This is a genomic window from Aneurinibacillus migulanus (genome assembly GCF_001274715.1).
GTDB classification, from domain to species: Bacteria; Bacillota; Bacilli; order Aneurinibacillales; family Aneurinibacillaceae; genus Aneurinibacillus; species Aneurinibacillus migulanus.
On record NZ_LGUG01000017.1, the window covers coordinates 24,205 to 48,759 of the forward strand.

Annotated in this window: 20 protein-coding genes; 19 read left to right on the forward strand and 1 reads right to left on the reverse strand. The window is 45.8% G+C overall.

Annotated elements, in window-relative coordinates; genetic code table 11:
- The first annotated feature begins 50 nt into the window (after positions 1 to 50).
- Together mfd and AF333_RS31180 are read left to right on the forward strand one after the other, a co-directional pair.
- A complete protein-coding gene (gene mfd, locus AF333_RS31175) occupies positions 51 to 3,608 on the forward strand; it encodes a transcription-repair coupling factor (RefSeq protein ID WP_043063524.1) in 3,558 nt (1,185 codons plus the stop codon).
- On the forward strand, positions 3,595 to 4,674 hold the full coding sequence (locus AF333_RS31180) for a peptidylprolyl isomerase (RefSeq protein WP_043063525.1): 1,080 nt from the start codon (positions 3,595 to 3,597) through the stop codon (positions 4,672 to 4,674). Before mfd ends, AF333_RS31180 begins: the two co-directional genes overlap by 14 nt.
- Before the next feature lie 146 nt (positions 4,675 to 4,820).
- Here AF333_RS31180 and AF333_RS34085 read toward each other — a convergent pair whose 3' ends face one another.
- A complete protein-coding gene (locus AF333_RS34085) occupies positions 4,821 to 4,985 on the reverse strand; it encodes a hypothetical protein (protein ID WP_158502266.1) in 165 nt (54 codons plus the stop codon).
- Positions 4,986 to 5,292: 307 nt separating this feature from the next.
- Here AF333_RS34085 and spoVT point away from each other — a divergent pair, with 307 nt between their 5' ends.
- From spoVT to cysK, 17 genes are all read left to right on the forward strand, one after another.
- Positions 5,293 to 5,835, forward strand: a complete 543-nt coding sequence (gene spoVT / locus AF333_RS31185; protein ID WP_043063526.1) for a stage V sporulation protein T — start codon at positions 5,293 to 5,295, stop codon at positions 5,833 to 5,835.
- Between the two features lie 172 nt (positions 5,836 to 6,007).
- Positions 6,008 to 7,642, forward strand: a complete 1,635-nt coding sequence (locus AF333_RS31190) for a putative polysaccharide biosynthesis protein (protein WP_043063527.1) — start codon at positions 6,008 to 6,010, stop codon at positions 7,640 to 7,642.
- A gap of 23 nt (positions 7,643 to 7,665) precedes the next feature.
- Positions 7,666 to 9,144: a bifunctional methyltransferase/pyrophosphohydrolase YabN gene (gene yabN / locus AF333_RS31195; protein WP_080787526.1), complete on the forward strand. Its 1,479-nt coding sequence runs from the start codon at positions 7,666 to 7,668 to the stop codon at positions 9,142 to 9,144.
- 2 nt (positions 9,145 to 9,146) lie between these two features.
- Positions 9,147 to 9,440, forward strand: a complete 294-nt coding sequence (locus AF333_RS31200; protein WP_043063529.1) for an RNA-binding S4 domain-containing protein — start codon at positions 9,147 to 9,149, stop codon at positions 9,438 to 9,440.
- 152 nt (positions 9,441 to 9,592) lie between these two features.
- A complete protein-coding gene (gene yabP / locus AF333_RS31205) occupies positions 9,593 to 9,883 on the forward strand; it encodes a sporulation protein YabP (protein ID WP_021621992.1) in 291 nt (96 codons plus the stop codon).
- Positions 9,880 to 10,461 carry a spore cortex biosynthesis protein YabQ gene (gene yabQ / locus AF333_RS31210; RefSeq protein ID WP_043063530.1) on the forward strand — a complete coding sequence of 194 codons (582 nt, stop codon included), beginning with the start codon at positions 9,880 to 9,882 and terminating at the stop codon, positions 10,459 to 10,461. The genes yabP and yabQ overlap by 4 nt, the downstream gene beginning before the upstream one ends.
- A gap of 27 nt (positions 10,462 to 10,488) precedes the next feature.
- On the forward strand, positions 10,489 to 10,812 hold the full coding sequence (locus AF333_RS31215; RefSeq protein ID WP_043063531.1) for an FtsB family cell division protein: 324 nt from the start codon (positions 10,489 to 10,491) through the stop codon (positions 10,810 to 10,812).
- Positions 10,813 to 11,020: 208 nt separating this feature from the next.
- The gene (gene spoIIE / locus AF333_RS31220) at positions 11,021 to 13,495 is read left to right on the forward strand and encodes a stage II sporulation protein E (protein ID WP_043063532.1); all 2,475 of its coding nucleotides are present in this window, start codon (positions 11,021 to 11,023) and stop codon (positions 13,493 to 13,495) included.
- A 395-nt stretch (positions 13,496 to 13,890) separates the two neighbouring features.
- Entirely contained in the window at positions 13,891 to 15,294 is a 1,404-nt protein-coding gene (gene tilS, locus AF333_RS31225; protein WP_043063533.1) for a tRNA lysidine(34) synthetase TilS, read from the forward strand.
- Between the two features lie 105 nt (positions 15,295 to 15,399).
- Complete coding sequence (gene hpt, locus AF333_RS31230; RefSeq protein WP_043063534.1) at positions 15,400 to 15,936, forward strand: hypoxanthine phosphoribosyltransferase; 537 nt, start codon at positions 15,400 to 15,402, stop codon at positions 15,934 to 15,936.
- 76 nt (positions 15,937 to 16,012) lie between these two features.
- On the forward strand, positions 16,013 to 17,953 hold the full coding sequence (gene ftsH / locus AF333_RS31235; protein ID WP_043063535.1) for an ATP-dependent zinc metalloprotease FtsH: 1,941 nt from the start codon (positions 16,013 to 16,015) through the stop codon (positions 17,951 to 17,953).
- 223 nt (positions 17,954 to 18,176) lie between these two features.
- On the forward strand, positions 18,177 to 19,124 hold the full coding sequence (gene nadA / locus AF333_RS31240; RefSeq protein WP_043063536.1) for a quinolinate synthase NadA: 948 nt from the start codon (positions 18,177 to 18,179) through the stop codon (positions 19,122 to 19,124).
- A gap of 31 nt (positions 19,125 to 19,155) precedes the next feature.
- Positions 19,156 to 20,781, forward strand: coding sequence for an L-aspartate oxidase (gene nadB, locus AF333_RS31245; protein WP_043063537.1), 1,626 nt, complete (start codon positions 19,156 to 19,158; stop codon positions 20,779 to 20,781).
- Positions 20,768 to 21,622, forward strand: coding sequence for a carboxylating nicotinate-nucleotide diphosphorylase (gene nadC, locus AF333_RS31250; protein ID WP_043063538.1), 855 nt, complete (start codon positions 20,768 to 20,770; stop codon positions 21,620 to 21,622). The genes nadB and nadC overlap by 14 nt, the downstream gene beginning before the upstream one ends.
- A 12-nt stretch (positions 21,623 to 21,634) precedes the next feature.
- Positions 21,635 to 22,402: a type III pantothenate kinase gene (locus AF333_RS31255; protein ID WP_043063539.1), complete on the forward strand. Its 768-nt coding sequence runs from the start codon at positions 21,635 to 21,637 to the stop codon at positions 22,400 to 22,402.
- A 179-nt stretch (positions 22,403 to 22,581) separates the two neighbouring features.
- Complete coding sequence (hslO, locus tag AF333_RS31260) at positions 22,582 to 23,457, forward strand: Hsp33 family molecular chaperone HslO (protein ID WP_043063540.1); 876 nt, start codon at positions 22,582 to 22,584, stop codon at positions 23,455 to 23,457.
- Between the two features lie 83 nt (positions 23,458 to 23,540).
- Positions 23,541 to 24,479: a cysteine synthase A gene (gene cysK, locus AF333_RS31265; RefSeq protein ID WP_162839131.1), complete on the forward strand. Its 939-nt coding sequence runs from the start codon at positions 23,541 to 23,543 to the stop codon at positions 24,477 to 24,479.
- The last annotated feature ends 76 nt before the right edge of the window (positions 24,480 to 24,555 follow it).

Consider the following 24,555-nt stretch of genomic DNA (forward strand, 5'->3'; position numbering starts at 1 on the left):
GCTTATTTTTGCATTTGCGGATGCATTCGTAAAGAGAGGAGGAAGAGCGATTGCAAGGTCTGGTAGAGAAATTTAAACGCGATGATGAGTTCGAAGCGATAGTCGACAGTTACAAACGGGGGTTAAGGGAGCAGCTTGCATCCGGGCTAAGCAATTCTGCCCGGCAGATATTCTATGCCGCTTTGTATCAGACGATGACGCGACCTCTCGTTATTGTGACACACAATATGTTTCAAGCTCAGAAAATATATGATGATATGAATCAGCTTTTACCGTCGGATGAAGTATGGCTGTATCCAGCCAATGAGATGGTACTATCAGAAGTATCTATTTCTAGTCCGGAAACACTTAGTCAACGCATTGAAGTGTTGAATGCGCTTGCTGCAGGCAAAAGAGGGGTATTGGTTGTTCCATATGCGGGCGTCCGCCGCACTGTCATACCTGTAGATGAGTGGAAGAGAGCACAGTATCCGCTTGCTATAGGTGAAGAAATTGAATTGGAGAATTTCCTTGGAAAGATGATAGCGCTTGGTTACGAGCGTGTTGAAATGGTAGAAACGCGTGGCGAGATTAGCGTTCGAGGTGGAATCATTGATATCTTTCCTGTCTATATGTCTCATCCTGTACGGATTGAATTATTTGATACCGAAGTCGATTCCATTCGGACATTCGATATTTCCAATCAACGGTCCATTGAGAATCTGCAAGAGATTTTGATCGGTCCGACACGGGAGGTGTTCGGTGGCCAGGAAATCTTCATTCAGGCAGCAGAAAAGATAGAACAGCATATGAAGGCAACACTTCCTAAAGTGAAAGCTACACAAGTTAAGGAGCTTATTGCCGAAAAGGTAGGCTGGGAAATCGAACAGTTGCGCCAGGGCCATTCGTTTACCGGAATCTATAAATATATCTCTTTTCTATATTCGTCGCAGCAAACTTTAATAGACTATTTGAAAGAAAAGCCGCTTGTCCTCATTGATGAGCCTTCACGTATTGTAGAGGCAGCGGCACAGCTGGAGAAAGATGAAGCGGAATGGAAAACGGCATTGGTACAGGAAGGGGAATTCCTTCCGGATATAGAGCTATCCCATTCGTTGGAGAACATTATTGCTCCGAAAAAATGGCCGATACTGCATACATCTCTGTTCCTGCGACAAGTACCGAAAACCAATCCGCAAAATATTGTTAATTTTAACTGCAAAGCCATGCAAAATTTTCATGGTCAAATGAACGTATTGAAAACGGAGATGGAGCGGTGGAAAAAATCGAATGCTGTGGTCGTATTCTGCGCCGCGGACGAAGAACGGGCACGCCGGATGGAGAGAGTGTTTCACGATTATGAAATTGAAGTTGATATTGTTCTCTCACCGGATAAAGCGCTTGCGAGCAGTCGCCCTGTTATTACTATTGGTAACCTACAGAGCGGTTTTGAGATGCCGATGCAGCATCTTGTAGTTGTTACGGAAAGTGAAGTATTTACTCAGAAACAGAGAAAAGCGTCTAAAACACGGAAAAACATCAGCAATGCCGAACGTATCAAGAGCTATACGGAGCTGCAGGTAGGCGACTATGTTGTGCATGTCAACCATGGTATCGGTAAATATCTAGGTATCGATACACTCGAAATTAATGGCATTCATAAAGATTACCTGCACGTTAAATACGCGGGAAATGACAAGCTATACGTACCTATTGAGCAAATTGATCAAGTACAGAAGTATGTCGGCAGCGAAGAAAAAGAACCGAAAGTATACAAATTGGGTGGTACCGATTGGAAAAAGGTTAAAAGCAAGGTTCGTGCATCGGTACAGGACATTGCTCAGGATTTAATCCGTCTATATGCGGAACGTCAGCAGGCGAAAGGCTATGCGTTTACGAAAGACGGGGAGGAAATGCGTGAGTTCGAAGCAATGTTTCCATATGATGAAACGGAAGACCAATTGCGTGCAATCCGAGAGATTAAAGAAGATATGGAGAAAGAGCGTCCGATGGATCGTTTGCTGTGCGGGGACGTAGGATACGGAAAAACCGAAGTGGCGATTCGTGCAGCATTCAAGGCGGTCATGGACGGCAAACAGGTAGCCTTGCTTGTACCAACGACCATTCTGGCACAGCAGCATTATGAGACATTCCGGGAAAGGTTTGCTGATTACCCGGTAAACATCTCCGTTATCAGCAGGTTCCGAACACGGAAAGAGCAAACACAGACGATTAAAGGACTGAAGGACGGGACGGTCGACGTCGTAATCGGAACACATCGTCTTCTCTCAAAGGATATTGTCTTTAAAGATCTAGGTCTGCTCATCGTTGATGAAGAACAGCGCTTTGGCGTTACGCATAAAGAGAAACTGAAGCGTTTGAAGACAAATGTGGATGTTTTGACGTTGACAGCAACGCCGATTCCGCGTACACTGCACATGTCGATGCTTGGCGTACGCGATCTTTCTGTTATCGAGACGCCCCCGGAGAATCGTTTTCCTGTTCAGACGTATGTAATGGAATACAGTGCTGGATTGATACGGGAAGCGATTGAGCGCGAACTGGCACGGGAAGGACAGGTATATTTCCTGTATAATCAGGTACAAGGTATTGATCAAATGGCGGATCAAATCCGTATGCTTGTGCCGGACGCCCGCGTTGCGGTGGCACACGGTCAGATGAACGAGACGGAACTGGAATCGGTTATGCTGAGCTTCCTGGAAGGAGAAGCGGATGTTCTGGTTAGTACGACGATTATCGAGACAGGCGTAGACATCCCAAATGTTAATACGCTTATCGTCACGAATGCGGATCGAATGGGCTTGTCACAGTTGTACCAATTACGAGGAAGAGTCGGGCGTTCGAATCGTATTGCATACGCATATTTCACGTATCGGCGGGATAAGGTGCTGACTGAAGTGGCGGAGAAGAGATTGCAGGCGATTAAAGAATTTACCGAGCTTGGTTCCGGATTTAAGATTGCGATGCGCGATTTGTCGATCCGCGGGGCAGGAAATCTGCTCGGCGCGGAGCAGCATGGCTTTATCGCGTCGGTTGGTTTTGACTTATATAGTCAGATGTTGAAGGATGCGATTGAGGAATTGAAGGGTGAGCCACAGAAGGAAGAAGAGGTGCATCCTGAGATTAACCTGACCATTGATGCGTTTATTCCTTCTGATTATATTCAGGATGGAAAACAGAAGATCGAGATGTACAAAAAGTTCGCTGCTGTATCCTCATTCGAAGAAATCGAGGATTTAACGGAGGAGTTAATGGACCGATTCGGTAATATTCCACAGAGTGTAAGCAGTCTGCTATTTGTGTCGCGTCTGCGGGTATATGCGATTCGACACCGCATTGTGGAAATTGCACAGAAAGCGGATACCATTCAACTGATCTTCCATGAAGATCAGAGCGCCAAAGTGGATTGGGGAGACTTATATGAGATTAAAGGACCTCTCCTGCGGCGCATCACGCCTTCACGGCAGGGACAACAGGTAGTTGTCGGAATTAAGGTGAAAGGATTGAAGCCTGAGGAGAGCATTGAACTTGTGGAAAGTTTCCTCACTCAATTCGACGAACTCAAAAAGAAAAAAGAAGGCGAGGAAACAACAGATGTGGCCAATTAAGCAGTACGGGCGACTTGTGTTGGTCTGTATTCTTTCTCTCGTTGTCCTGCTTGCGGGATGCGGAAAGACCGGACCAGTAGTTGCCAAGTATGATGACGGCAAAGAAATTACTGAACCTGAATTCAAGAATTATACTGAAGTTCTAAAAGCGATAGAGCCGAGCATGGCTCAGGCAATCGACTCGGGGAACAAAGAAGCGCTTACGGCAGCGCTCCATTATATGGTAATGACATTGCATGTTACCGCTCAGGTTAAAGAGACAGATGAAATGAAGAAGGAAGCAGAAAAGAATTTTACACAGTATGAGGATTTTGTTAAACAGCAAATCGGGCAAGATAAAAAACTGACGCAATACTATGCAGACCGCAAAGTAACCCAAAACGAGATGAAGGATTTCTTCCTTGATCAGGTAAAGATGATCTCGTACTTCTCTAAAGACGTTAAGGAAGAAGACAAAAAGAAAGAATATGATATGGCCAAGAAAGAAGGCTATTTGACGCAAACGAATGTACGTCACATTCTTATCGGTACAGAGAAGAGATCGAAAGCAGAGGCGAAAAAGAAAGCGGACGAACTCGTGAAACAACTGCGGAATGGTGCGGACTTTGCCAAATTAGCCAAAGAGAATACGGACGATCCAGGTACGAAAGAGACAGGTGGATTGTATGAACTTCCTTCTCCGGACGGCTTGACTCTTGAAGGCATGGTAGGACCGTTTAAGAATGCGGCTAAGACGCTTCCGCTCAATAAAATTAGCGATCCGATCGAAACGGAATTCGGATATCATATTATGCGTGTCGAGAAACGACAAGACCAGCCTTATGATGAAGTGAAAAAAGATATCACCAATATGCTGGCGCAAGAGAAAGAGAATGAATTCTTTACTCAGAAAGTAAAAGGTATGATTAAAGAAGAGAAAATTCCAGCTGATATGATTAAAGAACAGCCACAACAGCAAGTTCCAGGGCAATCAGAGCAACCGGGACAGTCTGTGCCGGGCACGCAGCAACCTATGCCTGTACCAGAGCCTCAAGGTGGTCAACCGCAAAAGCCAAGCGGCCAATAAAAAAAGGAGTCCTACGCATTACATGCGGGGACTCTTTTTTTACAGATTAAGAAAGTATATGTTACTGTAAAGCAAGAAAGTGACATTAAGCGGCCGTTTGGCTTCTTTGTGGAAAAAGGACGAGCGGTCATGCTCGCGCGTTTTTCTTATTTTGTTGCGTATTCACTTAACTTATAGAATGGAAAAGACGGATAACCAAATTCCAGCACGTCCTGGCAACGATGGCAGAGCGTATTTTCCCTTTCTGAAGTGCTTGTTTCCTGCTCCTTCAGTTCGCGATGGCATCTTTGGCATACTTGCTTGCTATTCATGCATAATCGTCTCCTTTTTGCATTGGGTTGTCTTTTCCTTATTACAATGCAAATTGGATGCCGAATATGCAAAGCGATTGAATGTTGAGTTGCATTATTTTATGAAAGGGTTTTAGTACCTGTTATTATGAATAAACGCATAACATATGCAAAAAATTATACCTGCATAAATTTTTTTAGCCAAAAAAGTTTGCATAAAGGGGAGTAGGATGGTGAATATTCTCCGTGCAGGAGATAAATACTACAAGCAAGCTAATTATAAGTTGCAGTCATGTAATTACTTCAAGAAAGCGAGGCATCGAGAATTATGAAAGCAACTGGAATTGTACGCCGGATTGACGACTTAGGGCGTGTGGTCATTCCGAAAGAAATTCGCCGTACACTTCGCATTCGTGAAGGAGATCCGCTGGAGATTTTTGTGGATCGCGACGGAGAAGTGATTCTGAAGAAGTACTCTCCGATTGGAGAGTTAGGCGATTTCGCCAAGGAATATGCTGATTCGCTGTATGAGAGCACCAATCATATTACGCTAATTAGCGACCGCGATACCATCATCGCCGTATCCGGGGCTTCCAAGAAAGAATTCATGGACAAGGCTATCGGTGAAATCGTAGAAACTACGATGGAGGAGCGCCGTACTTCATTGCAGACCAGCGCGGGGGAATATGAGATGATCCGCGACAATGAAGATAATTATTCCTCCTACGTTATTGCTCCGATTATTGCAGGAGGTGACCCGATTGGCTCAGTGATTCTTCTGACGAAGAATGACCAGGCCAAGATGGGCGACCTGGAAGTTAAGCTTGTAGAAACAGCGGCAGGTTTTCTCGCAAAACAGATGGAGCAGTAAAAAGCATGACCAAGCTTCCGGTAAGAACACTTGCCAGGAAGCTTTTTTTTGGGAAAGTTCGTCCCGTAAGACGCATAAGCTAGTTTATGGGGCAAGCCTTTCGGAACCCCGCCCTGCTTTTAATTTGTGATATAATTATGCAGGAATTTACCGGGAAAAGAGAGGGGAATCTATGTCTAAGAATCAGGGGGCTTCTTTTCTGAAAGGAGCTGCAATACTGGGAGCGGGCGCGCTATTATCCAAACTGCTGGGAGTTGTCTACCGTATTCCGTACCAAAACATTACGGGTGATCTCGGCTATTATGTCTACACACAAGTATATCCGCTGTACAGTGCCCTTCTTATTCTGGCGACGGCCGGATTCCCGATAGCGATTTCGAAATTCGTAGCGGAGAAGCTGGCGGTAGGCGATATATATGGCGCACGCAAAATTTTCCGTGTATCTACAGGAGTGCTAACGCTGACAGGCTTCCTCGTTTTTATCCTTCTCTGGTTTGGCGCACCAGTATTGGCCGGATTTATGAGGGACGATAAACTAGTCATGCCGATTCGAAGTGTATCATTCGCTCTTTTGGTCGTACCGGTCATGGCGTCGATACGCGGATACTTTCAAGGTCATCATAATATGGTTCCTACTGCGGTTTCACAAATTGGCGAGCAGTTCGTGCGTGTTGCCACCATTATCATATTATCGTACTGGTTTATGAAGACAACAGGCGACGTATACCTTGCCGGGTCAGGTGCAGTATTCGGTGCAGTAACCGGGGCGTCTTTTGCATTTATTCTTATGCTTTTTTTCTGGCGACGAAATCATAAGGTACAGCAGAAAGTATGGGACGAGACATCACTGAAAAATACATATAGGCAGGAGTCCATTGGGGAGATTGCGCGGAAACTGTTCTATTATGCCATTCCCATTTGTCTAGGCTCGCTTGTACTTCCGCTAATGCAGCTATCCGATTCATTTACCGTCGTCAGCATGCTGATTCGCGGAGGAAGCGGTGCAGAAGACGCATACGAATTGAAAGGGATTTTTGATCGAGGACAACCGCTGGTACAGTTTGCCGCATTTTTTGCAACGGCGCTCTCTCTATCACTTGTCCCGGCCATTGCCGAAGCAAAAGCGTTGAACCAGCATCGTTTGATTGCTGCGCGGACAGAATTGGCTCTGCGTCTGACGTTCTTATTCGGATTGCCGGCTTCTATCGGCCTTGCTATTGTTGCCGGACCTGTGAATGTAATGCTATATGAGAATGATAACGGAACGATGGCTTTAACTATCCTTGCATTTACAACCATCTTCTCCACGCTGGGCATTACGTCAGCGGGAATTCTTCAAGGGATGGGAGAAGTTAACCTGCCGGTCCGTAATCTACTAATTGGCGTTGTAATAAAGCTTCTATTAAATATTTTGCTCATTCCTTTCTTTGGTATTACAGGTGCCGCCGTAGCTACTGTATGTGCCTATATGATTTCTACATTGTTGAATTTGTATACGGTGCATCATCTGACCGGCGCTAGGTTCGGTCTACAAGCCTTCTTTATTAAGCCATTTATTGCGGTAATGATGATGGGACTGGCCGCATTTGTTGCCCGACAGGCTGCAGAACGGTGGCTTGCAGACTTATTTACTTCTGCGCGTCTGTATTTTACCGGGGTAAGCTTGTTGGCTGTCGGTGCGGGCGTTGTCATGTATGCTGTAGCTCTTCTTCTGTCCGGGACTGTACGGCAGGCCGATCTAGAAAGCACAAAGGCCGGACGTAAGATCGTACCGTTGCTTAAAAAGTTTAAACTTCTGCATGACTGACTTCAAAAGGAGATGCAATTATAATGAAGAAAATTATTGTAATCGGTCTTGGGGCGGGAAACCTGGAAGGGCTTCCCCTTAGGATTTACCGTATTCTAAAGGGAGCAAAACATCTTTATTTGCGGACAGAGAAGCATCCAGTCGTTGCCGAGCTGTTGGCGGAGGGAGTAGCGTACGAGAGCTTTGATGATGTATATAAAGCGCACGATCAATTCCCGGAAGTGTACGAGGAAATTAGCGACCGCCTCTTTCGAATGGTCGAGGAGAAAGACGAGATTGTCTATGCGGTACCGGGTCATCCGCTTGTAGCTGAGCGTACAGTGCAGCTACTGATGGATAGGGCCGAAGAACAAGGTGTAGAGATTAAGGTGAAAGGGGGGCAAAGCTTTCTTGACCCTGTATTCGCCTCGTTGAAAATCGATCCGGTGGAAGGGTTTGCTCTGTTAGATGGAACCGACCTGCAAAAGCATCAGGTACAACCAAATTTGCATCATCTCATCTGCCAGGTATATGATGCGTTCGTTGCCTCGGATGTGAAGCTTACATTGATGGAGGCATACCCGGATGATTACCCAGTTACCGTCGTAACAGCGGCGGGAGTTACGGAAGAGGAGCGAATTCAGACGATACCTCTGTATGAATTGGACAGGCTGGACAACTACAGCAACCTGACAACGGTGTATGTACCGCCAACGGAGGAAGACAGGGCATTGAACCGCCAGTTCTGGCGTCTCCGAGAAATCGTTGCGATTCTGCGCAGTCCGAACGGCTGCCCATGGGATCGGGAACAGACCCATCAATCGATCCGGAAGAATCTGATCGAGGAAACGTACGAAGTGCTTGAAACAATTGACGATGAGGACCCGGAAGCGATGTGCGAAGAGATGGGGGATCTGCTTCTCCAGATTATGCTACATTCGCAAATGGCTGAAGAGGAGGGCTACTTTACCGTTCAGGATGTTATTGCTGGGCTGAATGAAAAGCTGATTCGTCGACACCCTCATGTATTCGGTGCATCGAATGCGGAAGACGCGGATGAGGCGTTGCAGAACTGGGAGGATATTAAGAAGAAAGAAAAACAGGGGAAAGGAAAAGAGACGATATCTCGACTCGATGGGGTGCCGCGTGACTTGCCCGCCATTCTTAAGGCATATAAATATCAGAAGAAGGCGGCAGATGTTGGTTTTGATTGGGACGAGCTATCCGAAGTGTTTGATAAAGTAAAAGAAGAGTGGGAAGAACTGAAGGAAGCACAGACACTGGAACATCGCCGGGAAGAACTTGGTGATTTGCTGTTCGTCATCGTTAATATCGCGCGTTTTATGAAGATTGACCCGGAAGAGGCGCTAGCCTTGACGAACAAGAAGTTTTACTATCGCTTTTCCTATATTGAAAAGAAAATAATAGAAGCGGGCAAGACGTTTGAGAATACATCACTTGACGAGATGGAGAACTGGTGGCAGGAAGCGAAACAGAAAAAGAAAGAGGAAGAAGGGATATAAAGATGCGACTCGATAAATTTTTGAAGGTTTCCCGGTTGGTGAAGCGCCGTACATTGGCGAAAGAAGTATGCGATCAAGGACGCGTAACAATTAACGGTCAGGTGGCAAAATCCAGCGCCAACGTAAAAATAGGGGACGAGCTTATCGTCCGTTATGGCAATAAGCTTGTTACTGTAAAAGTGGAAAAGCTTCTCGACACAACCAAAAAGGATGAAGCAGCTACTCTCTACACGATGATTAAAGAAGAATACCTACCTCGTGATGACCGGGAAGATTCTCAACCTTCCATTTGGTAAAGAGGTAGATAATGCCTGCATGAACAACATGGAATAGGGTTTTCTCTTGTTCTATTCTGCGCCTTCCCTCCATAGGATGGTATAAAGTGAAACTTCACTCAGTGGGGGTATTACTGCCCGTTAAGGCGGGATAAAAAGGAGGGTGGGCCGTAATGATGGAAACAAACCCAAAGAAGACGATTCGTCATGATGTTGTCATGATTAACCGAAAAAAGCTTGATATAACAGGCGTACTTAAGGTCGAGAGTTTCGATCATGAAGAATTCCTGCTCCACACAGAGGCGGGTTTTCTTACAATAAAGGGGAAAAACCTGCATATGAAGAACCTGAGCCTGGAGACAGGACAGGTATCGATTGAGGGCTTGGTATTCGCGATGGAATATATCGACGAATCCTACCAGGGAGAAAAAGCCAAAGGAATCTTTGGCCGGATCTTTAAGTGACGCTTACCGGGCAAGCAACGACAATGTTGGCGATGTTACTGTGCGGACTGGCTATAGGAATACTGTACGATACATACCGGACAATGGAGCGCAAGTGTCGTCTCCCTATTTGGCTGGTATGGGTATCCGACTTTTTCTTTTGGATAAGCTGTACGTTTCTTGTATTTGGTACGCTTTTGAGAATAAATGAAGGTGTAGTCCGAATTTATATTTTTCTCGGGCTAGGCATCGGCATCATTTTATATTTTCTGCTATTCCAGCGTATATACCTTGGAATTTTGAACAAGCTTATCGCTTTATCCATATGGCTATACCGGGTAATACTAAGAATCGGATACTATATTTTCATCGTTCCCCTCCTTTTTTTATACCGGGCATTGGTCGCTATCGTTCTTTTCCTCTTCTCTGTACTGTTTACTGTTGTAAAATGGCTTGCCCGGCCATTTTTGTTTTTGGGAGGAAAGCTATGGTCGCCGATATGGACGAGATACCTGCAAAAACCGACGCAAAAAGCAAAGAGAATTGTGAGAAAAAGATGGCAAGCCTTGACGGGCTGGATAAAAGGTAAGAAAATGTAAAATAATCAATCAGGAAAGGTGAACGATATGCAACAACAACCGCAATCCAAGCCATCGAATTATGGTCGGAAGCGCAGAATGCGTCTTTTGCAGATTATTGTCGTTTTGTTTTTGTCATGGGCGGGATACACATATTATTCGCAGAGTGAGCAATTAGCGGATAAACAGAGGGAGCTTGTGGACTTGCAGCGTGAGGTCACCAAGGTGGAGGGTGATAAGAAACAACTCGAATTACAGGTAAAAAGAATGAATGATCAGGAGTATATCAGTGAATTGGCCAGGAAAAATTTCTTTCTTTCCAAAGAAGGGGAAATCATATTCCTGACGCCGGATGAAGATAAGAAAAAGTAATAAAGACAAGGGTTGGAGAGCGATTGCTCTCCTTTTTTTATTTCCTTTTTTCCATATCATCAGTAACAAAAGGAAATCGACACCCAGTAAAAAACAGGAAGTTAATTGTCGGAAAATTTTTAATTAAAACCTACTTGTTTTGACAAAATTTGTTTTTGACCTGTGCTTATAATGAGAATCACAAAATTCAGGTAAGGTGGTGTTGAGGATGATTCGTAATCAATCAGCGACAATGGCAGGAAAAGTAGCAGGAAGAATGACATCCACTTTTGAGGGGGTTAACAAGAGAGGAGGAAATTGGTTATATGCAGTTTCCCATCAATGGAGCGTGTTGCACCTGATGATGGGTTTTTTGCTTGGACGTGCAGTTATTCTGCAAGAGCTCTCTCCATTCGCGATTTCTTTTTTCGCGGTGATGTATTTCCTAAAGAGAAATCGGCTGCTTCTTATCATGTTCTCGATTATAGCCGGAAGCGCGATGCAGTCGATGGAGATCGCTTCGGCAAATTTTCTCGGAATGGCGATGGTACTGGTCCTAGCAAGCGTATTGGAGAGGCGCCGGAAAATGGAGTTAAACTATGCTCCGCTGCTTTCATTTCTCGCGGTCCTCCTCAGTGGGATTACAGTCGACTACATTCTAAACAAGCTAACTTGGCATTCGCTGTTTATGAACGGCGTAGCAGCGCTTCTTAGCTTAATTCTCACGCTCATTTTTGTACAGGCGATTCCGATCCTAACATCGAGGCGAAGCCAGCAAAATTTGCGTACGGAAGAAATTATCTGCTTAATCATTCTTCTGGCGTCAATTATGACGGGAACAGTTGGGTGGTTTGTGCAAGATGTGTCAGTGGATAATGTGCTTGCGCGCTATCTTGTTCTCCTTTTTGCTGCGGTAGGCGGTGGGACGGTAGGCGCTGCCGTGGGGGTAGTAACCGGGCTTGTCTTAAGTCTGGCTAACATAGATGCCATTCATCAAATCAGTCTGCTGGCATTCTCCGGCTTATTGGCGGGTTTACTGCGCGAAGGCAGGAAATGGACTGTAGCGATCGGCCTACTTATCGGATCGTCTATTCTGACTATCTATGTAGGTGAGCAACGAGAAATTCTTCAGTCATCTCTGGAGACATTTGCATCTGTTCTGATCTTCCTGTTGACTCCGCGATTTGTGCTGGAGGAAATCTCGAAATTTATTCCGGGTACGGAAGAGAATACGAGCTCTCAACAACAATATTTGAGAAAGGTGCGTGATGTGACGGTTGGAAAGATGAACCAATTCGCCCAGCTTTTCACCAAGTTGTCTGAAACATTTGCTATACCGCATCTAGCTGATGTTCCAGATGAAGAGATGCAAAAAGATTATTTTCTGAGTGAGGTGACGAAAAATACGTGCCAGCGCTGCTGGAAAAGGGATCAGTGCTGGAGTCGCGATTTTGATAATACGTATGAGGCATTGAGTGAAATGATGCGCATTATGAAGCAAGATGGTGAAATTAATGTTAATGAAATGCCAAAGGATTGGCTGCGCAAATGCGTAAAGCAGGATCGGATGCTGACATACATGGAGCAAGAATATATACGCTGGCAGAACCAGTTGCACCTGAAACAGCAAATCGCTGAAAGCCGACGGCTCGTAGCCGAGCAACTGGCGGGTGTCTCACGCGTTATGCATAACTTTGCCCATGAGATTCAAAGAGAGGGTGTTCATCTGCATGTACAGGAGCAGCAAATTCTAGGAGCATTGGAAGGGGTAGGATTATCCATACGGAATGTGGATATTATGAATCTTGAAGAAGGGAAGGTGGATATTGAGATTACACAGCCTTCCTGCGAAGGAAGGGATGAATGCTCGAAGATTATTGCTCCGCTTCTGACTGATATACTCGGTGAGAAGATTACAGTGAAAAATAAGGACTGCCAGGCGCTTGCAGATGGAACATGCCATATGTGCCTGGGTTCGGCCCAAACATTTGAAATTGATACCGGTGTGGCTGGCGCCGCCAAAGGAGGTCAATTATTATCGGGTGATTGCTTTAAGGTTATGGAATTCGGAAACGGCAAAATGGCGCTTGCAATGAGCGACGGAATGGGTAATGGAGAGAGGGCTTACCTGGAAAGTTCCTCGACACTGGAACTCTTGCAGCAATTGCTTGAGTCCGGTATGGAAGAAACATTGAGCATTAAGTCTGTGAATACGGTGTTATCTCTCCGTTCGCCGGACGAGGTGTTTGCTACGGTTGATTTGGCTTTAATCGATCAGCATACAGGACAAGCAAAATTCATTAAAACAGGTTCTACACCGAGCTTTATTAAACGAGGCAAAGAAGTTATTCCAATTTCGGCTAACAACCTGCCGATCGGTATTATTGACGATATTGATGTCGATACAGTAAGCTATCAGCTCAAGCCAGGAGATTTGTTGATTATGATGACGGACGGCATTTATGAGGCGCCGCGCGTCGAGAACAAAAATCTCTGGATGAAACGAAAGATTTCTGAATTAAAAACGAATCATCCTCAGGAGGTGGCAGACTGCTTGCTTGAACTTGTCATTCGTCAGCATTATGGTGAAATTCATGATGACATGACGGTAATGGTGGCGCGTATTGAACATTACATGTTACCATGGGCGACAATTTCGGTGCCAAATGCGCCAAAAATCGATCGGCCGCGTTATGTAAGCTAATACGAATTGCTTTTTGCCTCGTCCAGACACAGCAACGGTTGGGACGGGGCTCTTTTTGGATAAGAAAGTATATATCGCTACAAGGTAAGGTAGCGATATATACTTTCTTCCGAGTGTCTCGCTTGAAAAAACTCGCGGGGCGTGTGGAACAGCGGACGAAAAAGACCAGCAACTGTCTCTATCATCGAAATACCTAGATGTTTTGTCGGTTCGCACGAAGTGGCACCAAGCTGCCGTTTGTCTTCTTTGTGTAAAAAGGACGAGTGGCAATGTCCACGAGTTTTTCTTATGCTATAGTTAATGTTGAACAGAAAATTTTTGAAACCGGTGGCTAATATGGTTCGTATAATAGGTAGGTCAGACTTTTCCTGACTGAATGATTGAAGGTGGAATGATTGCTTGAGCAGTTGAAAAAAACGATACAAGCTCATGGCTTATTAGAGACAGGAGATGCGATTGTTGTGGCCGTGTCAGGCGGTCCAGATTCGGTTGCATTGCTGCATGCGCTTACCCGTTTGCGCCTAGAATTTGAATATACGATAGCAGCGGCGCATGTAAACCACCAATTTCGTGGTGAAGAAGCGGATGAAGACAGTCGCTATGTGCAGCGTCTGTGCCAAGAACTTGCAATTCCTTGTTTTGTGGATTCGATTGATGTTCCGCAGCTTATCGAAGAAACAGGCTTAAACCCCCAGGAGGCGGCACGGCAGGTTCGTTATCGATTCCTGAGGCAGGTGGCCGGTGAGATGGGAGGCGCGAAAGTAGCGACAGCCCATCACGCGGATGATCAACTGGAGACGATGGTAATGCGTTTGGTTCGTGGAACTGGTATAGAAGGTCTAGCAGGTATTCCGCTATACCGTAGCGAAGAAGGCATCGAGATTATTCGTCCATTGCTTGAAGTAACCAGAGATCAAATCGAGAAATATTGCGAGGAAGAAGGGCTCTCGCCGCGTCAGGATGCCAGTAATTGGAGTGACAAGTACTTACGTAATCGGATTCGTCGGCATTGGATTCCACTTATGCGTGAGGAAAACCCACATGTAGCAAGCGCTGCGGTGCATCTCGCGGGAGTTTTGCGGGAAGAAAACGATTATATGCGGCAGGAGAGCGTGGAAAAGCTTGCTTCCATCATAGAGGAACAAAACACGAATACAATAATCATAAGACAAAATGATTTCCTGACGCATCACCTTGCTTTACAAAGGAGGATGATTAAACTAATATTAAGTTATCTGCTGAAAAGCGACATAAAAGAAATAGGGTATGCGCATATTGAAAGCATACGGCAAATCATTGAAGATGCTCATCCAGCAGCTTGTACCCATTTACCTGGGGGGTTGCAAGTTCGCAGGGAGTATCAACGAGTGATTTTTTCATTTTCTTCAGTCACAAATTCAATACCCCCCTACATATATTCTTTGGATATTCCCGGACAGACCTATATCTCAGAGATAGGTCAGGCGGTTCGCTGTTATTACGGGGACAGGGATGAGAGGAATCGACTTGCAGAAGGCACGTTCGCCATGTTTGACCCGGAGAGTGTTAAGGGTAAACTATACGTAAGGCAACGGCGTGCTGGAGATCGTATGGTACCTCTAGGCATGCACGGAAGCAAGAAGGTAAAGGATATTCTTATCGATAAGAAAATACCCCGCCAACAGCGAGACCAAATCCCCCTTCTCACGGATGATGAACATGTCCTTTGGATTCCCGGCGTAAGGCGTTCGAGATGGCATGTGCCCAAGAAGGAAGCGGATGTCGTATTGTATGTAGTGCTTGAATCGTCGCTTTTATGACAATTTTAATTCGCTTTCCTGCTACCTGTTCATATCGTGGCAGGAGAGGTATGATTGGCAGCGGAATCCCAATTTTGTGACCGTGTTCATACCAGGAGGTTCATCATGGAAAAAGACATTGAAAAAGTGCTCTTGACAGAAGAAGAAATTGCGGACAAAATTCGCGAGTTGGGCCGTATTCTTTCCAAAGAATATGCGGGAAAAAACCCACTCGTTATTTGTGTTTTACGGGGAGGCGCCCCTTTTATGACTGATCTGGTGCGCCGTATGGATATCCCGCTTGAGATGGACTTTATGGCCGTTTCTAGCTACGGGGCTTCCACCCAGTCTTCCGGAGTTGTACGGATTATGAAGGATTTGGATACTTCCGTGGATGAGCGTCATGTTCTTATCGTGGAAGACATTATCGATAGCGGCCTTACGCTTAGCTACCTAATCGATAATATCCAGCGACGTAATGCCGCATCTGTGAAGGTTGTAACATTGCTTGACAAGCCGGCCCGACGTACGGTCGACTTGACGCCCGATTATTGCGGTTTCCAGATTCCGGACGCTTTCGTTGTCGGATACGGACTGGATTACGCGGAGAAATACCGGAATCTGCCTTACATTGGCATTTTGAAACCCGAAATATATAGCTAAGCCTGTCAAGTTGTAGACGCCGGGTTTCATGTGGTAAAATAATGTAGGTGTTTTTGAGCGCGAGAGGAGGTAAGGAATGAATCGGTTCTTCCGCAATACAGGATTTTATCTGCTAATTATTTTAGTAACGGTTGGGATTGTCAATTTTATTACCAACCAGGGTACGGACACATCGAAAATCCCTTACAACGAGTTCCGTCAGTATCTTAACCAGGGAAAAGTTGCCGAACTGCAGATTCGTCCTGACCGAGGTACATATTATATTCAGGGTAAGTTGAAGGACCAGACTCCCTTCTATACGAATGGGCCGCTTTATGACAATGAGCAATTGCTTACGCGGATAGAAGAAGCGAATCTGGCGAAAGAAGAGTATCTAGAACAGAAAGGCGATTCTGTCTGGCTTACTTTTCTTACCTCGATTATTCCTTTTGTTATTATCTTTATCTTGTTCTTCTTCCTGTTGAATCAAGCCCAAGGCGGCGGCAGCAGAGTTATGAACTTTGGCAAGAGTAAAGCCAAGTTGTATAATGACGAGAAGAAGAAGGTTACCTTCAATGACGTAGCCGGAGCGGATGAAGAAAAAGCCGAATTGGTAGAAGTTGTAGAATTCTTGAAAGACCCACGCAAATTCGCGACATTGGGCGCACGTATTCCGAAAGGGGTTCTGCTTGTCGGCCCTCCAGGTACCGGTAAGACCCTTCTGGCTCGTGCGGTTGCAGGAGAAGCAGGCGTACCGTTCTTCAGCATTAGCGGTTCTGACTTCGTTGAAATGTTCGTCGGTGTCGGTGCTTCCCGTGTTCGAGATTTATTCGAAAATGCAAAGAAGAATGCTCCATGCATTATCTTTATTGATGAGATTGATGCAGTCGGTCGTCAACGTGGTGCTGGCCTTGGCGGTGGACATGATGAACGTGAACAAACGCTCAACCAATTGCTTGTGGAGATGGATGGATTTGGGGCCAATGAAGGTATTATCATTGTTGCTGCAACCAACCGTCCGGATATTCTTGACCCGGCCTTGCTGCGTCCGGGACGTTTTGACCGTCAGATTACGGTAGATCGTCCAGATGTGAAAGGACGTGAAGCGGTACTACATGTACACGCGCGCAATAAGCCACTTGCAGAAGGCGTTGATCTTGATGTTATCGCCCGTCGCACACCAGGCTTTACAGGCGCTGACCTTGAGAACCTGCTGAATGAAGCAGCATTGCTTGCCGCAAGACGGAATAAACGTAAGATCGATATGATAGATGTAGATGAAGCCATTGACCGCGTTATCGCTGGTCCAGCCAAGAAGTCCCGTGTCATTAGTGATGATGAGAAAAGGCTTGTGGCATACCATGAAGCAGGCCATACAATTTGCGGCTATTTCTTAAAAAATGCTGACATGGTCCATAAAGTAACCATTATTCCTCGTGGCAGCGCGGGTGGGTATACTGTTATGTTGCCGAAAGAAGATCGATTCTTCGCTACTAGGTCTGACCTCTTGGATAAGATTGTTGGTCTGCTTGGAGGCCGCGTAGCTGAGGAGCTTGTACTGAAGGAGATTAGCACAGGCGCCCATAATGACTTTGAACGTGCCACAGGCATTGCCCGTCGCATGGTTATGGAGTTTGGAATGAGTGCGAACCTTGGACCGATGCAGTTTGGTCAAAGCCAAGGACAAGTTTTCCTGGGACGCGACTTTGGTCATGAACAAAATTACAGTGACGAGACAGCACGTCAAATCGACCAGGAAATCCAGACAATTATTCGCGATTGTCACCAGCGTTGTACAGACCTGCTGACTGAGAGAATGGATAAGTTGGAAGCTGTCGCACAGGCACTCCTTAAGGTTGAGACATTAGATGCCGAACAGATTAAGAGCATTATCGAGACCGGTTCGTTTAAAAGTAAAGTTGGTGAAGTCGAAGAGGTTACTACTGGGGATGTTAAAGTACAAATCACCGGCAAGCCGGAAGATTCTGCACCGACACCGGGCATCGATAGCGAAGAACGCGATAGAAGCGACACATAAGCATATAAGTAAAGCCTCCCTTCTCGCAGGGAGGCTTTTTTGATGGATAAGAAAGTAGATGTTGCTTTCTTTCGATCGTATCGCTTGAAAAACTTGTGAGGCGTGTGCTCTGCCTTTCTTTAGGTGTGTACAACTTTTCGATTTAACGGTATGATACAGGTATTCTGATAATTGCCTGGCAGGCACTTAATACCTTAAGGATTTACAACGGAGGTTGCTTACTATGGAAGCGTTAGCTTTAGCGAAGAAAGAACAGCGGAACCAGGAGTTACGGGAGAAGATTATGCGTCTGAAAAAAGAAAGAAATGCAATTATTCTTGCCCATTACTATCAACGTCCTGAAATTCAAGAGATTGCAGATTTTCTCGGTGATTCATTCGGTCTTGCGCAGAAAGCAGCAACTACGGATGCCGATGTCATTGTATTTTGCGGCGTCCACTTCATGGGTGAAAGCGCTAAAATTTTGAATATGGATAAGACTGTATTGATTCCGGATGAGCGTGCCGGCTGCCCGATGGCGGATATGGTAAACGTAAGTGGACTGAAAAAGTTGAAGGCTCAGCATCCGAACGCAAAGGTAGTGGCGTACATTAATACATCAGCTGATGTCAAAGCGGAAACAGACATCTGCTGTACATCGTCAAATGCCAAGAACGTTATCAAATCGATTGACGCAGAGGAAATTATCTGGGTACCAGACAAGAATCTTGGACATTGGGTCTCGCAGTTTACGGACAAGAAAATGATTATATGGGAAGGATACTGTAATACGCATGACCAATTGACGGTGGATGATGTTCGCAAGCTGAAGGAAGAATATCCTGATGCCCAATTTGTCGTGCATCCAGAATGCCGTCCGGAAGTGGTGGCAATGGGAGACTTTATAGGTAGTACTACAGGTATTCTTAAGTATTGTCGTGAATCAAATCACAAACAATTTATCGTTGGAACGGAAGATGGGGTAGGATACAAATTGCATGTAGACAGCCCGGATAAAGAGTTTATCTTTGCTTCGAAGTATATGGTTTGCCCAAATATGAAGGTCAATAACCTGAAAAAAATCGCTGACTGTCTGGAAACGATGCAACCGCAGATTTATGTACCAGAGGAAATTGCTGATAATGCCCGGGCTTCCCTTGAACGCATGCTGTCTGTGGAAGCAGTTCAGTAAACGGCGCAGGGCAGAAAGAAGGATAAGCCAAATGGTACCACGCTATGTCATTGATTTTAAGTTAACCGAGCTTGAGATGTATAAAACGGATGTACTCATTATTGGTTCCGGGATTGCGGGTCTTTATACCGCACTGAAAATCAGTGAGGATAAGAATGTCATTTTACTTAGCAAGACCGCACTGACACAGAGTAATACCCGTTATGCACAGGGCGGCATTGCTGCTGTTACTGCTGAATCGGATTCGCCGGAGTTGCACAGGCAGGATACTTTGATCGCCGGGGCAGGTATTTGTTTGAATGAAGCAGTGGAAGTACTGGTCAATGAAGGACCTTCCTGCATCACAGATTTAATTGATTACGGAACCAAATTCGATGAAGAGAACGGTGCTTTTGCTCTAACGAAAGAAGGAGCACACAGTCAGCGACGCATTCTTCACGCTCAAGGAGATGCGACGGGGGCGGAGATCGTGCGTGCTCTTTCGAAGTGTGCGCTGTCAAATGAGAAGATTACAATTTTGGAGAATCATTTTACACTTGATCTGGTAACTCATCAGGGGCAATGTATTGGTGCGCTCGTTCGCAAGCCAGATGGACAAGTTATCTATATACGTGCCAATGCCATTGTATTGGCGACCGGTGGAGCTGGCCAATTGTATCGCTATACCACCAACCCGGAAATTGCCACAGGGGACGGGATGGCCATGGCATACCGGGCTGGGGCCTATATTAAAGACGTGGAATTTATCCAGTTCCATCCAACTTCGTTATGTTACCCAGGCGCCCCCCGATTTCTAATATCTGAAGCGGTACGCGGTGAGGGGGCTGTCCTGCGCAATATAAAGGGAGAGCGTTTTATGGAGAAATATCATCCATTGAAGGAGCTGGCTCCCCGGGACATAGTTGCGCGCGCAATGGTGTCTGAGATGGAATCAACTGGTTCCACGTTCGTTTATTTAGATATTACCCACGAATCCGAAGAGTTAATCAAACACCGGTTTCCTACTATTTATAAAGTTTGCCTTCGTTATGGATTAGATATGGTGACGGACTGGATCCCTGTTGCACCTGCCGCTCACTACATTATGGGAGGCATTAAAACTGATCTATATGGTGAGACCTCGACAAAGCGGCTATTTGCTTGCGGAGAGGTATCTTGTACGGGTGTTCACGGTGCAAATCGCCTGGCCAGTAATTCCCTGGCGGAGGCTCTTGTATTTGGACGTCGTATTGCTGAAAGGATAGGCGAGTTGGAGGATATCGGCGATGAGGTACCTGCAGTGTCCTTTTCGTTAATGCGCCAACATACGATGAACAATGATACAGTGATGGAACGCAAGCTTCGTCTGCAAAAGCTAATGCTTGCACATGTAGGCTTGAAGCGTAGCGAGAAAGGGCTGACTAAAGCCGTACGGGAGCTGGAACGCTATGTAAAGGCATTCCGCATGAAAGTGGAGAAGCCGGAAGAAATGGAGTACATGAATCTGTTGACATGCGCCTGCCTGGTTGCGAATGCGGCATTATTCAGGGAAGAGAGCCGTGGAGGCCACTACAGAGAAGACTTCCCGAAGCGAGATGACCTCGTATGGCGGAAGCATATTGTACAGTCGATCGAAGATGGGGTTTTAGAGGAGAGAAATACAAATGAAGATGAATGAGCAATTGCTGAACCGGCAGATTGAGACATGGCTTCAAGAGGATATCGGTTTTGGCGATGTAACGAGCCTTTCGACAGTGCCTGAAAACCTGGAAGGAATAGGTATTTTGTACGCTAAACAGTCTGGTGTGATTGCGGGGCTTACTGTAGCGGAGCGGGTATTTTCATTTGTGGACGCCGAGCTTGTTTTTTCACCGAAAGTGGCAGAGGGAGCTTTCGTTGAGAAGGGAGCGGTTATCGCACAGGTGGAAGGCCGTGTGCAGAGCGTGCTGGGCGGTGAACGTCTTGCGCTTAACCTATTGCAGCGGTTGTCGGGTATCGCGACGATGACAAGCAAGTACGTGGAAAAAGTGCGGAAAGTAAGTGAAAAAGTTCGCATAGTCGATACGCGTAAAACAACTCCGGGTTTACGCATGCTTGAGAAGTATGCGGTAACAGTCGGCGGAGGACATAATCATCGCCTTGGGCTATTTGATGCGGTCATGATTAAAGATAATCATATTAAAGCGGCAGGTGGTATACACGAGGCTGTATCGCATGCACGCGCTGCAATTCCACATACAATGCGAGTTGAGGTAGAAGTAGAGACGCTTGCACAATTGGAGGAAGCGATCGCGGCGAAACCGGATATTATTATGTTGGACAATATGGATACGAAAACGATGACAGAGGCGGTATGTCGTGTCGATGGCCGCATGATTGTCGAAGCCTCCGGCGGCGTTAGCCTCGATACCGTCGAAGAAATAGCTGCTACAGGTGTTGATGTTATTTCCGTAGGTAGCCTTACACATTCCGTAACGGCGTTAGATATTAGTCTGGACTTAAACGAAAGAAAACGATAGGGCAGGGATTCGATGCTATTTGTCATTGACGTAGGAAACACAAATATTGTGCTTGGCGTGTATGAAGGTGACGAATTAAAACATAATTGGCGCATTAGCACGGACCGAGGGAAGACGGACGATGAATTCGGTATGCTGGTGAAAAGTCTTTTTGCAGATAAGGGTATGACTTTCACAGATATTGAAGGTATCATTATTTCTTCCGTCGTTCCTCCGCTGATGTTCTCGCTTGAGAAAATGTGTCGTAAATATTTTGATATCAAACCGATGGTAATCGGACCGGGTTTGAAGACCGGTTTGAATATTAAGGCGGAGAACCCACGTGAGCTCGGTGCAGATAGAATTGTGAATGCGGTAGCCGCCATTCACCATTACGGAACCCCGCTAATCATCGTAGACTTCGGTACAGCTACTACGCTGTGCTTTGTTGATGAACAAGGCGGTTATCACGGGGGAGCAATTGCTCCGGGGATCAGCATTTCTACCGAAGCGCTATACAGTCGGGCTGCCAAGCTGCCTCGTATTGAATTGATAAAGCCGCCGAGCGTTATCGGCCGCAATACGATTCATGCCATGCAATCAGGTATCATTTATGGTTTTGTCGGCCAGGTGGATGAGCTGGTACGCCGCATGAAGATGGAGTCGGATAAAAAACCAAATGTCATAGCTACTGGAGGTTTAGCCGAGCTTATCGGCAGTGAGTCGAATGAAATCGATATTGTCGACCCGTGGTTAACAGTGAAAGGCTTGCGGCTGATTTATGATCGTAATAAGAGGTAACAAAAAAGACGGGATAACTCCCGTCTTTTTTGTTGGATAAGAAAGTAGATACTGCTGTAAAGTAAGAACACGATAATGCCTGTGAGTTTTTCTTATTGCTTATATATTTGTGGTACACTAATGTGTATAAGCACGAGAATGAGTATTCTCGATATTCCAAGGAAGAAAGAGGAACAATGATGAATGATTATTTAATCCGCGGGATTGCGTATGATGGATTCGTGCGCGCATTTGCTGTTCGCACTACAGATACAGTACGAGAGATTCAACGGCGCCTGGATACTTGGCCTATTGTAAGTGCAGCGGTTGGACGCACGGTTTCGGGTGCAGCTATGATGGGAGCGATGCTGAAAGGTGATGAACGCCTGACCATTGTAGTACGCGGTAACGGACCGGTGGGACAGATTGTAGCGGATGCTAACGCAAAAGGGGAAGTACGTGGCTATGTGCACAATCCGCATATTCATTACAATGAGATGAATGAAAAGGGTAAGCTTGATGTCCGACGGGTTGTGGGAACAGAAGGCAGCGTTACGGTCACTAAAGATTTGGGGTTAAAAGAACCGTATCAAGGGACAAGTCCGATCGTGTCTGGTGAAATCGGAGAAGATTTAACATATTATCTTACTGTATCCGAACAAGTTCCTTCAGCTGTTGGAGTCGGTGTACTTGTGAACCCTGATAACACGGTGAAAGCCTCCGGTGGCTTTATTATTCAGTTAATGCCTAACACACCGGAAGATATCATTACTAAGTTGGAGAAGACTCTCTCCTCTATTCGTCCCGTGTCCACTATGATTAATGAGGGGCTATCTCCAGAAGAGATTTTGCATGAAATTCTGGGCGCGGAATTTACCTTGCTGGATAAGCATGAAGTCGTATTTAGCTGTCATTGCTCACTCGATCGGGTGAACCGGGCGCTCATCAGCCTAGGTAAAGAAGAACTCGATGCCATGATAGAAGAGCAAGGAGAGGCAGAGATTACATGTCATTTCTGTAACGAAAGATACCACCTAGATAAAGAGGACTTAGAGAATCTTCGCGCGAATTTATAATGAACAATTGACGTTTCTATAGGTCGATTGATATAATATTTATAAAACCTATTTAATTAGTAGGATTTTGGTGAGGAGGAGTTTTGATGCGGGTAGCTCAGTCCATTACCGATTTAATCGGATATACACCGTTGGTAAAGTTGAATCGAGTAGCAGAAGCGGATGAAGCGAACATTTACTTAAAGTTAGAATTTTTCAATCCAGGCAGTAGTGTAAAAGATCGTATCGCTCTTGCTATGGTTGAAGCGGCGGAAAAAGAAGGCGTATTGAAGGAAGGCATGACCATTGTGGAGCCAACAAGTGGAAATACAGGGATTGGTCTTGCAATGGTAGCGGCGGCAAAAGGATACCGTGCCGTTCTGGTCATGCCAGATACGATGAGTATGGAGCGCCGCAACCTGCTTCGTGCATACGGCGCAGAGTTAGTACTTACACCAGGTGCAGAAGGAATGGGAGGCGCTATTCGTAAAGCGGAAGAATTGGTCCGTGAAAATGAAGACTATTTCATGCCGCAGCAGTTCAAGAATCCTGCCAATCCACAGATTCACCGTGAGACAACGGGTAGAGAATTGCTGGAGCAGGCCGAGCAAATCGGAGGAGTTCATGCATTTATTTCGGGAGTCGGCACTGGAGGAACGGTTACCGGTGCAGGTGAAGTATTGAAAGAGAAGTATCCGGATGTTAGCATTGTGGCTATCGAGCCTGCTGCATCCCCTGTACTGTCGGGCGGGAAGCCTGGACCACACAAAATTCAGGGTATCGGCGCAGGATTTGTACCTGATACGCTGAATACGGAAGTGTACGATGAAATTATAAAAGTAGAAAATGAAGATGCGTTTGCTACGGCTCGTCTGGTGGCCAAAAAAGAAGGGATTCTCGGTGGTATTTCTTCCGGCGCAGCTATTCATGCGGCCAAGCAAGTAGCGAAAAAGTTGGGACCTGGCAAAAATGTCATTGTCATCATCCCAAGCAACGGCGAGAGATATTTAAGTACCCCTCTTTATCAATTTGATGAAGAGTGAGTATAATATAAAGAGAAAGCCCTTGTCTCATTGGAGCAAGGGCTTATTTTGCGCAAAGGATAGCAAATGGAGGGAA